General features: G+C 35.1%; 5 protein-coding genes. 4 read left to right on the top strand and 1 reads right to left on the bottom strand.

Annotated elements, in window-relative coordinates; all coding sequences use genetic code 11:
- Nucleotides 1-99: 99 nt before the first annotated feature.
- Nucleotides 100-300 carry a hypothetical protein gene (locus tag GJU43_RS21790; RefSeq protein WP_154343939.1) on the bottom strand — a complete coding sequence of 67 codons (201 nt, stop codon included), beginning with the start codon at nucleotides 298-300 and terminating at the stop codon, nucleotides 100-102.
- A 1,053-nt stretch (nucleotides 301-1,353) separates the two neighbouring features.
- On the opposite strand from GJU43_RS21790, the gene GJU43_RS21785 reads away from it, so the two are divergent.
- Genes GJU43_RS21785 through GJU43_RS21770 form a run of 4 tightly spaced genes read left to right on the top strand, consistent with a single transcriptional unit; the run spans nucleotide 1,354 to nucleotide 11,969 of the window.
- Nucleotides 1,354-1,860, top strand: coding sequence for an OmpH family outer membrane protein (locus tag GJU43_RS21785; RefSeq protein WP_154343938.1), 507 nt, complete (start codon nucleotides 1,354-1,356; stop codon nucleotides 1,858-1,860).
- Nucleotides 1,844-2,446 (top strand): hypothetical protein, encoded by a 603-nt coding sequence (locus GJU43_RS21780; protein WP_154343935.1) that lies wholly within the window; start codon nucleotides 1,844-1,846, stop codon nucleotides 2,444-2,446. Before GJU43_RS21785 ends, GJU43_RS21780 begins: the two co-directional genes overlap by 17 nt.
- On the top strand, nucleotides 2,443-8,055 hold the full coding sequence (locus tag GJU43_RS21775) for a hypothetical protein (protein ID WP_154343933.1): 5,613 nt from the start codon (nucleotides 2,443-2,445) through the stop codon (nucleotides 8,053-8,055). Before GJU43_RS21780 ends, GJU43_RS21775 begins: the two co-directional genes overlap by 4 nt.
- 11 nt (nucleotides 8,056-8,066) lie before the next feature.
- On the top strand, nucleotides 8,067-11,969 hold the full coding sequence (locus GJU43_RS21770) for a PKD domain-containing protein (protein ID WP_195760083.1): 3,903 nt from the start codon (nucleotides 8,067-8,069) through the stop codon (nucleotides 11,967-11,969).
- The last annotated feature ends 54 nt before the right edge of the window (nucleotides 11,970-12,023 follow it).

The following is a 12,023-nucleotide window of genomic DNA, read 5'->3' as shown; positions in this document are numbered from 1 at the left end:
AAGTAAGTTCAAAGTAGTCTACTATTATCTCAGGTAATAACAACTTAAGGATGTCGATAAAAGAATCTTGCACTGGGTATAATTTGGAAATACAAATATCTAGATTTTAATATTTCCCCACAACAATATGCTTTGATCCGTATCATCAACGTCCGGCTCGTCTTCTTCGACTCTCTTAAAATCATTGTTTAAAAATTCCGTCAATTTCTTTTTCTCTTTTTGATTCTTTTTGATCATGAATACGATTAAAACAATTAAAACCGCAACTACAATTCCTATTATTGCCCAATTGATTTCCATAACTTTAGTTTTACACTAAAGATAAAAGTTTCTCTGTTGGTGCACATTATGGTAAGGTTAAGACTTTCCTCTAAAAATCAGGCCTTAAATCTGGCCTTCAAACACTACCCCTTTTAATTCTTTACATCATTAAGTAATCTTACATTCACTAGTGAATTCGTTTCTCATATATTTAACAGTTTTTTTATTCATAAAATGATTATTACATAATTTGAGCATCCTTTGCAAATCAAAAACTGTATTATAATTTATAAATTTAACCTAAAATTGATAATTTATTAAAACTTCTATTTGTACTTTTGCAAAAAAATTGAGGACGTTGAAAGTGGTTTTACTCCTCTCCTATTAATTGTGAATGAATAAAAAGCAGATTTTTTTTGATCTGTCTAAAAATATAACAGAAGGAATCAGGGAACAATCCGTAACCTTCAAAAATAATAAGTATCTGTTTTCTGAATTTTAGTATCATTTTTAAATATTTCTGAATTAGTACCCTGAAATTAAAGCATACAACATTCAAACATAAAAACAAGTACTAAAAGCCGTAATCGTAAGATTATGGCTTTTTTTATTTCATCCTCAATATAAACAAGGATTAAACTTTTAGAATATCTTATAAATAATATTACCCTGAATTATTTTTAATTTTAATACGCCAGATAGGTTAGGGACGTTAAAAAAAATATTCCTTTTAACAAGCTACACTAAAGGTTCTAAAATTCAATGGAAAGACATTTTGGTACTCAACAATTTTGCTGGAGAATTATTCAAAACAGTTACCATTTTACCTTTCAATTTTCACCCAACGTCAAACCAAAATATTTATTGTGTAAGCCCGTTACAACGCAACATATTCATAATTATTGTGTTACAAAAAATCATGTAGGTAAAACGTTACAATATAATGCCATTTTTTATTAATTTATTGAATTAAACACAACAAATCTCACAAGAAAGTGGAATTATTTCATGATTTAACAGAAATAAAATGAGAATTTTCTTTGTTATGAAAAATAAAATTCTATTTTTACGAAAAAATTAACAAGTCTTTCCGTGATAAAAAATAAAAGCCGTTTGTTGCTCATTTTCAATTATTTACTAATTTTCTCATTAATATTTTATATTATAATTAGTTCATTTATTTCTAAAACAAAAATTGTTTATGTCAACAACAGCGAATTATTTGATGGCTTTGTAATGACCACTGAATTAAAACGTGTTGGTGAAAAAGAATTTGTAACCCGAAAAACGGCCCTTGATAATTTATACTCCAAAATACAATCACAATCTATTTCTGCATCGCAAAAAGAAGCTTTAATGACTGAGTTTATTAAAGGAAAGGAAGAGCTTCAGCAATTCAACCAGGATTTTGCTTCCAATGAATCAGCCAAAATCTGGTCCAGAATACACAGCTATACGGAAGATTTCTGCAAAGAGAACAATTACCAATTAATCTTAGGCTCCGAAAATAAAACGAATGTTTTATATGCCGACGAAAAACTTACGGTAACAAAAGAATTACTTACGTACATAAACAAGAGATATGAAGGACTTAAGTAAGTTGTTTTGTATCCTTTTCGTTGTTTTATGTATTTCCTGCAAAAAGGAAACTAAAGAGGATACGCGAAATTCAGAAATCCGCGATCGTTATTTCAATTTAGAAAAAATAGGATGGAAATCCCGTGCCTACACTCAAAAGGTCGATGACATTGGTTTTATCGCAACCGAAGTACCTATTCAATATTATTTGTTAAAAGATCTGGGAACCGAAAACCTGATTCCGGTGGACTCCCTGTATGAAGCAAACAAAAGAGAACGTATTATAGAATTTACTTTTCAGCAGGACGAAGAGAAAGATTTACTTGAAAAAGAATTCACCGGCATCAACTACACCGATGCGGTTAAATATATGTCTTTCGGACTTGACAAGGATTTTTACGTCGTGACCTCAAAAAAAGACACCATTGCCTGTTCGGGGGTTACTTACGAACGCAATTACAAAATAGCGCCTTATCAAAAAGTTTTACTGTTTTTTTCCGGGATTGATCCCAACGAAAAAATACAGCTGATCTACGAAGATTATCTTTTTAGAAAAGGAACATTAAAATTTCAATTTAAAGACACCTATACTCAAATAGCCTTATGATTCAGCCAAAAATTAATAAGTTTAAAAAAACACTTGCTATTTATTTAGCAATGATGATTCTTTTGGAAACAATTCAACCCATGCAGATTTATGCATTGACCGGAGGTCCTTCACAACCGGAATTTGAATCCTTTACTCCTATCGGAACTTCTGATATGGTTGATTTGTCAAGCGGGGACTTCAATTACAACATTCCTATTATGGATGTTGGCGGATACCCGATCAACTTAGCCTATAATTCAGGTGTAAGTATGGACCAGGAAGCATCTTGGGTAGGCTTGGGCTGGGATCTTAATGTTGGGCAGATTTCAAGACAGCTGCGTGGCCTTCCGGATGATTTTAACGGGGATGAAATGACCTACGAAAACAGTATGAAACCCAATGTAACAGTGGGTTCCAACTTTAATGTCTTTTTCGCTGCCTTTGGTGTGAAAGAAGCTAAGGCAAGTGTTGGAATGGCTATTAAATACAATAATTATGATGGCTTTGGCGCTACTGCAAGTGGTGGTATGAGCGTTCAGATTGCGGATAACTTAAGAGTCGGAATGGATTTGCAATCCTCTGCTTCTGAAGGTGTTTCTGCATCTCCCACCATTACCCTGGATAATAAAAACAAAAAGAGCACATCCCAAGATAACGTTTTAACAGGGAGTCTTGGTGTTACTTACAACAGCAGAAAAGGCATTGAAGGTTTTACTATGTCAGCTTCCCGATCACGAAAAGATGATAAGCAGCGCAAAATAATGGGTGGTGAACATAAGGGTGAAATGATCAATGGTACTCCATCATTTGGTGCCGGAGGTTCAATCTCTTTTCTTGATGCTTCATATACTCCAACAAAAAGAGTGGGTATGGTTTCAACTAACTTTATGTTTAACTTAAATATAGAAGGAGAAATCTGGGGTGTCGAGCCCGGAATGAAATTTACAGGATACAGAACCAGTCAGGGAATCAAGAATTCCGAAAAATTTAAAATAGAAAAAGCATACGGCTACGAGAACACGTATAATGCTGCCACTACGGACGTTTTAGATTTTAACAGAGAAAAAGACAGGACTTTTAATAAAAATACGACTTCATTACCAATCACGAACAATACCTACGACATCTACAATATTCAGGGACAGGGAATATCCGGAATGTATCGCCCTTACAAATCACAGGTGGGCTACGTGTATGATAATGAAACCAATGACGACACTGCAGGAGGAACACTTGGTTTAGAATTTGGTGGTGGTGGTGGTGTTCACTGGGGTTTTGATGCTACGGCTACGATAGGCAAAAGCAGTTCGGCGGTTTGGAAAACATTAAATCCTGCTTTGGGCAGATTTAAAGAGAAAAAAGATGGCAACAGACCTGATTACGAAAAAGTATTTTTCAAAAATATTGGTGGGGCACATGTAGACAAAGAGTTAGATTTATTTAGCACCCAAATGGGAGGTTATGATGCTGTAAAATTTGGATTAGAAGGTGGTAAATTTTCAAGACGTACTAATGTTAACTACTCAAAAAACAGCGGGACGATCGCCAACACCGGAATTCTTAAAAGAGAATCTTCCCGTTTGTCCAGAAACCAGTCGATACAAAAATTAACCAAACTGGAAGCCAAAAGATTTGGTTCAAAACTTCAGGCTAACGAATATGCCAGAGATCATCATACGGCCGAAGTAAGAATTACCAAAGAAGGTGGTGAACGCTATATCTACGGAAAAACAGCTTATAACGTCATTAAAAAAGAAGTAACATTTGATGTTAGTAACTCCAGCAACCCTAACGAAAAAGTTAAATTTGATAAAGGACTGGTAGAATACAACCCGGGTGTTGATAATTCTGGCAAAAACAAAAAAGACGGAGACCAATACTTCAACAGGGTAACTACTCCTGCTTATGCACACTCCTACTTATTAACTTCGGTATTGTCACCGGACTATCAGGATTTAAAAAATGACGGTCCGACAGATGACGATTTAGGAAACTACACCAAGTTTGAATACGAAAACAAAACTCCGGATAAAGACAATTTATACAAATGGAGAATTCCGTTCCTAAAGAATCATGCCAATTACGATGAAGGTTTGCGTTCCAGCAGAAAAGATAATAAAGGAAATTATCAGTACGGCGAAAAAGAACTGATTTACATTAAAAAAATTGTAACCAAAACCCACGTGGCTATTTTTCACCTTTCCGTGAGAAACGATGCCTATGGGGTTGAAGGTGAAAATGGTGGCCTGAGCGATAAATCTAAAATGTACAAATTAGATAAAATCTCATTGTACTCCAAACCGGAATATTTAGCTTCTGGAGACGAAGCTACTCCAATAAAAGAAGCCAATTTCGAATACAACTACAGTTTGTGTCCGGGTATTGACAACAGTATCACCAAAGAAGGAAAACTAACCTTAAGCAAAGTCTATTTTACCTATAAAAATTCTAATATGGGTAAATTCACTCCGTATGTGTTTACCTATGGTTTTAACCCTGCTTACGACATGAAAGCGTATGACGTATGGGGGAATTACAAACTTCCGCAAGACAAACTGGGCCCTGATACAACATCTAATCTTTCTAATGCCGAGTATCCTTTTGTAGATCAAAGGAACAGAGAGACCGCAGACGAATATGCCGCGGCCTGGCTTTTAAAATCGATTCACCTGCCATCCGGTGGTGAAATGGAATTAAAGTACGAGTCGGATGATTACAGTTCTGTCCAAAACAAGGACGTCATGCAAATGTTTAAAGTCGTAGGAAGCGGCCCTAAAACAGGACTTTCGGCATCGACCATTTCTAATACTATCGAAAAGAGAAATCTTGGTGAATGTATTTATGTGGAATTAGATCATAAAATAGATGATCAATTGGCTATCAATGATCCGAAAATTCCAAAGATTTTTTACGATAAATATATCAGAAATTTGGGCGAAGCAGCTAATCCTCTTTATTTCAGATTCCTGTTAAACATGGTCAATCCGAATCCACTACCTGGAATTGACGGTACTGATAAGTACGATTATGTAACCGGATATGTCAATATTTCGAAAAAATCAGCCGATACCGATTATGCTTTCCTGGAAGTAAACGGAAAACAATACGTAGCTATTCCGGTGGATTATGTTGGAAAAGGAGACGGTTTTAATGCAAAATCCGAAGTAAACCCAATCACAAAAGCAGGTTGGAATTTTGGAAGACAAAATTTAAACCGATTGGTGTACAGCATGACTAATGAAGAAGACACCAACGACCTGAAAGGTATCGTAATGGAACTTATTGGCTGGATCCCAACCCTTCTTGACATTTTTAAAAGTCCAAATGCCAAATTAGAGCAAAACGGTATTGCCTCGAAATTTGTAACCGATAAATCATGGATCCGTTTATTCCAGCCGGAATCCAGAAAAATAGGTGGCGGAAGCAGAGTGCATGACATCAGGATCAATGACCAGTGGAATGTCATGACCAATAATCCAACCAAAGAGATTTACCAGCAATCATATGGTCAGATCTATTCTTATGATACTGAAAACGGAAAATCTTCAGGAGTGGCTACTTACGAACCATTAGGCTGTAAAGAGAACCCATTTGTGAAGCCATTCTACGACGAAAAGAAAAGAGAGTTATTACTGGGGCCAGACAGCAGTAATTATGTGGAAGAGCCTTTTGGGGAATCTTTTTTCCCTTCCCCTAAAATAACGTACAGCAGGGTAACTGTTACCAATCTGCCAAGAGACAAACAAAATGCTTCTAATGAGATCACCAGTATCGTAAAAAAACACGCTACCGGATCTGTGGTAACAGAGTTTTATACGTCCAAAGATTATCCGACTATTACGGATCGTACGACCCTGTCGTCTAATTATGACAAATCATCAGCCCTGGCGAGTATTCTTAACCTAAGTGTGAAAGATCATATTACTTTATCTCAGGGATTCGCTGTCCACACCAATGATATGGATGGTAAAATGAAAAGCGAACGTGTCTACGGAGAAGGTCAGACTGATTTTATCTCGGGCGTAGATTACAAATACAAGACTCTCCCTACCAGCAAAAATCGCCGCAATAGTCTTGGAAAACTGGACAATACGGTTCAGACTATTGATTCAAAAGGAGTCATCAGTGATAAATTAGTTGGCGTTGATTATGACGTCATCAATGACTTCAGAGAAAGCAAGTCTACTACGGAAACTGCAGGTATCCATTTCAATACTGCCGGTCTTCCTTTGTTTTTAGTTTTCATTATTGTACCGGTTCCCTTACCTAGTTATTCGAAACACGAAAGTCTAATAAGAACTGCAGTAACTACTAAGGTAATCCATACGACGGCACTTCTTTCAGAAAAAATAGCCTACGATCTGGGTTCAAAAGTATCCACAAAAAACCTGGCCTGGGATGCAGAAACCGGAGATTTATTATTGACTGAAACCGTCAATGAATACAATGACAAATATTTCAGTTTGAATTTTCCTGCGTACTGGGCGTATGCCGGAATGAGTCAGGCCTCTAAAAATATTGGTTTAGAATGGGATATCACGGCAACAGGCGGTAAATACCAATTGAATGGAACGCATCTTGAATCTGATTATCTGATTGATGGTGACGAATTATGGTTAACAGGTTTAGCCCCTGATAAAAAGACGAAAACATTAATGAAAGCCTGGGCGGTACATGTGACCGACAGTAACTTTAAACTGATTGATGACAAAGGATTGCTGATCAAACCGGAAGTAATCAATACGGCAAAAATGAAGGTAATCCGTTCCGGATACAGAAACATGCAAATGGCTACTATGGCAAGTGTGACTTCTATGACGAATCCGTTATACGATTATGATACCAACAATACCATTATAAAAGTAAAAGGAAACATAGGGCAAAATCCGTATATGTCTACTACTGCCGTTAACAGAATCGTCAATGCTTCTGCGGTACAATACAATGACAAATGGCCTTCTCAATGTGAATGTGATTTACCAAAAATGACGTTTGCAAATGGTGAACTGACCTTTGAATATGAGAAAGAAAACAATACGGCTGAGGAAGATGATATCTTGAAAAGATCATTCAACCCTTACCTGTATAATATTTTAGGAAACTGGAGAGCCAACAAATCGTATGCGTACCTAACCGGTAGAAATTATACCATCGATCCGACTCCTCGTAAGACTGGATTCTTCAATGATTTCTTCCCGTTCTATGTATTTGATACAACTAAAAATACCTGGGGAAAAACGGCTGCCAATTATGACCGATGGACTTTTGCTTCAGAGGTAACGCAGTACAACCCTGCCGGACAGGAAGTAGAAAACAAAGATGCCTTAAAACGTTATTCTTCGGCTTTGTACGGGTACAACAATCGTTTCCCGGTTGCTGTCGCTTCAAACACTAAGTACACGGAACTGGCTTCTGACGGTTTTGAGGATTATGATTTATCGAACTGTGGAAATGCTTCGCACTTTGATTTCCAGGCACAACTGAAAGCAAATGATGTTTCTGTTTCAGACAAACAATCCCACACCGGAAGAAAAAGTTTAAAAATAGCACCGAGTAAAAAAGCAATTATAAAAAAACAGGTTGTTTCATGTAGTACGCCTACACCTGCTGTAACCGCTAAAAAATAATGAAGAGCCAGATGAAATTAAAATATACATTAGTTTTTACTATAATTAGTTTTTTTGTTACGATAGCGGGGTTTGCTCAGCAGTATAGTGATCAGGAGATTGGGTTTGATGCTGCAAAATTTAGTGTTTCTTTGAAGGAACATGGGGTTAAAGATGAAAATATTTCTCGAGAAATTTCTGCAATAAGATATATCTATGTTAATCAACATACGCAAATAACGGATCGTAAAAATGAAATTCTACAAAAAATAAAATCTCAGCAGAGTAACAAAAACAGTACAAGTCGTATTGCAATAGCAACTCCTGAGCAATTAGCTCAGGATAAAGCCGCACTGATCGCTTTATATAATAGTACAAATGGATCTGCCTGGACAAATGTTGTTAATGGAAATGGTCCCTGGCCAATAAACGACCCAAACTCTGTTGTAACCACTTGGAATCCAACAACAAAAACTGGCTGGTATGGCATTACTGTTGGCTCAGACGGACGTGTTAATAATCTAAATCTTTACAACAACAATTTAATTGGCAATCTCCCTAGCGAAATAGGACAACTAAATGCAATCCAGGCTATTGATATACGTTTAAACCAATTAACCGGAAATATTCCTCCACAAATTGGGCAGTTAAATAATTTAATATCACTTTTTTTTAGTTACAATAAATTTAATGGAAGTATCCCATTAGAAATAGGGCAATCAATCACGATTAAAAACTTAGACTTATCCTATAACCAGATAACCGGAACTTTACCTTCTCAAATTGGTTTATTAACAAATCTGGAATACTTAGCTTTAAGTGGTAATCAAATAACAGGATCTATACCTCCTGAAATTGGGCAATTAAAAAAACTTCAGGCTTTATATTTGCAAAGTATGCAAATGACCGGTTCTATCCCACCAGAAATTGGGCAATTAACCAGTCTTAATGATTTATATTTGTCAACGAAATTTAGTGGCACAATTCCTCCTGAAATTGGACAATTAACTAATCTTATAAATTTTTCATTAGAAGGCGCTTCAATTAGCGGCAGTATTCCTCCGGAAATTGGGCAATTAAAAAAATTACAAGCTTTAACGATAGTAGCTACTTCGATAAGCGGTTCAATACCTCCAGAAATTGGACAAATGACTAGCCTGAAAACAATATTTCTTGGCGCCAATAAGTTAACCGGAATTATTCCTCCAGAAATAGGCCAGCTGTCTAATCTTGAAAGTATTAATTTTTATGTAAATAATTTAACCGGATCAATACCAAAAGAGATCGGACAATTAAAGAAACTTTTATTCCTTAATTTAAGTTATAATAATTTAAGTGGTACTATACCAGTCGAAATTGGTTTAGCAACTTCTCTAAAAAATTTGCGTATAGATAGTAACAATTTTACAGGTTTTATACCACAAGAAATAAAATCATTGACAAATCTTACCTATCTTGAATTGGGAGAGAATCAATTAGAAGGAATTATTCCTGACTTAACTAATTTAAAATCACTTACAAATTTCGGTTTTACATCTAATAAATTTCGATTTGTTGATTTTGCAGCCCAATATAACAGCTATAAATCCCAAATGACTACTCTTAGGTATTCTAGTCAGGCTAAAAGAGATACGCCAAAAACTATAAGTGGTCCTACCGGAAGTACTGTTACTTTAACAATGTACGAAGACAATCTATTTACGCCAGAAGAAACTTTTCAATGGTATAAAAATGGCGTTCTCATTTCTGGCGCTACAAACAGACAATATACACTATCAAATTTGGCAAGTGAAAATGCAGGAAATTATTATTGTAAATCTATACATCCAACCATAACGAATCCTTCGGTTCCTTATGGTGCACAAAATCTTATATTAGAAAGGGAGCCCATTACATTAAAAATAATTAATTGCACTCCAGTTACAGGAACCCTAAACCCAACCACTCAGAATACATTTACAAACACAGATGTTAATTTCTCATTAACAACTACCGCAACAGGATTAACTTATGAATGGACATTTCAGAACGTAAGTAATTCTACCACTTTTACATCAAGTTCAGCGACTTATTCTTATGCTACTCCCGGAAGCTACAACGTTACTTTGGTAGTCACGGATAGTAATGGATGTAAAACCACTTTTACTAAAATTATGGAAGTTGCGGCAAAACCAGCTTGCGTCGCTATTGTTGGAGAAATTAAAATTCCTACTGAAACTGCTACAGCTAATCAAAATACCACTTTCTCATTTCAAACAACTGCTACCAACTTTACTTATAAATGGACTTTCTATAACACAAACTTTGTTCAAATTGCTACTGCAACAACAAGTACCGTAGATAGAATATATACAGCTCCCGGAGATTATTTAGTTGCTTTAGAACTTACAGATCAAAATGGATGTAAAACGAATACAGGTAAAACTGTAAAAGTTGTCGCACCTTGTGACCCTGTAGTTGGAACTATAAAAGTAAATACTGAAAATCCAACTTTGTATACAACTGCAATTTTCACATTTGAAACGACTGCCACCAATTTGACTTATAGCTGGACTGTTAAAATCCCGGAAAATGGAGGATATTATAATTATGAGACAGGCGGCAATCCGTTTGAACTTTATCTTCAACATGGACCAGGTGATTATAAAATAATGCTGGAAGTAAAAGACGCTAATGGATGTATAACCAAATTTGAAAAAATTATTACGCCTGTGTATGACTGTAACATGAATTCATTAAATGGTGTAATATTAAACATGAATAAACCTAATGATTATTCGAGTCCCAATGTTTTGATAAACAGTACAAATCATTTTCTTTTTTATCAATATAGCAATTACAACCTAAACGAAATGCCAATTTCCTGGGAGTTTATTAACAACAATGGAGTTGTTGTTAATTCGGCAACTACTCAAGAATTCGATATAACTCCAACAGCATTGGGAAAGTACACATTAAATTTAAAAATTACAGATAATTATAACTGTGAGAAAAATTTCACTAAAGACATTTTGGTCCTTGAGACTTGTGAATATAATGGTTTTCCTAGTGCAAACATTCAATTTGCTAATGAGTATAATTATAGTGAAGTAATTTTTATAGATGCGAACCAGACAAAAGATTTAATCTTAAATTTTTATGAGGAACAAACAAAGACTTTCAATTATCATTGGAATATTTATGATCTAAATGAAAATTTAATAGTTTCTGGTAATCAGGAAAATTTTCCATTAACACTAATAAATGCAGGTTTTTACAAGATAAAGGTTGATGTGACCGATCCGGAAACTAATTGTTCTACACAATTTTCTAAGACGATCGGGTGTATGATTAATAATTCTTGCACAGAAACCAATCCAAAATCGCAAATAGTAAAAGAACTTTTTTTAAACGTATTAAGGAACTTTATTCTTAGATCAATTAGTGGAGAAACAGATGAACAAATTAATGCAAGTCCTGCAAGTAGTGAATTCATTGCTTTAAAACCTTATATAACAGACGGTGTAAAAGACAAAATATACAATTTCAAATCTACACTAAATCAGGACGGTGGTTTTTCTGGATTTGATTTTTCTTTTTCCCCAGACAGAGAGTCTGATGTACATCTTGATACCAGATATTACATTTTTTACGACCCTACAGATATGGAATACACAATGTCCAGAATTGAAGATATATTATATTTTGCTTTAAATCAATATGTCTCACCAGATCAATCATTAATATCATGTTATGCTGATTATGGTGGTAAAATGCATAGTAAAAGTGTAAAAAGACTTGACATTGGTTCTTGTGTGAATCAAACGGCGGTTCGTTATATCAATTTCTGTCCGGCGGAAGATTGCAAACCAATAATCGGAATTCTTAAATCTGCAAATGTTTCAGATAGAACAGGAACAGCCAGGATGAAAGTACAATCTGCTTCAAAAAAATAATCATTTAAGATAGACATAATAATTATTTTGATAAAAAAGCTTATCAAAAAATAA

Source organism: Flavobacterium sp. LC2016-23 (assembly GCF_009674775.1).
Classification (GTDB): domain Bacteria; phylum Bacteroidota; class Bacteroidia; order Flavobacteriales; family Flavobacteriaceae; genus Flavobacterium.
The sequence above is the reverse complement of the archived record's forward strand: the minus strand, read 5'-3'. Positions and strand labels throughout refer to the sequence as shown.

Bases quoted from the DNA above. Each gene is read 5' to 3' on its own strand.
- GJU43_RS21780 (WP_154343935.1), top strand. From the start codon at position 1,844: ATGAAGGACTTAAGTAAGTTGTTTTGTATCCTTTTCGTTGTTTTATGT.
- GJU43_RS21790 (WP_154343939.1), bottom strand. From the start codon at position 300: ATGGAAATCAATTGGGCAATAATAGGAATTGTAGTTGCGGTTTTAATT.
- GJU43_RS21775 (WP_154343933.1), top strand. From the start codon at position 2,443: ATGATTCAGCCAAAAATTAATAAGTTTAAAAAAACACTTGCTATTTAT.
- GJU43_RS21770 (WP_195760083.1), top strand. From the start codon at position 8,067: ATGAAATTAAAATATACATTAGTTTTTACTATAATTAGTTTTTTTGTT.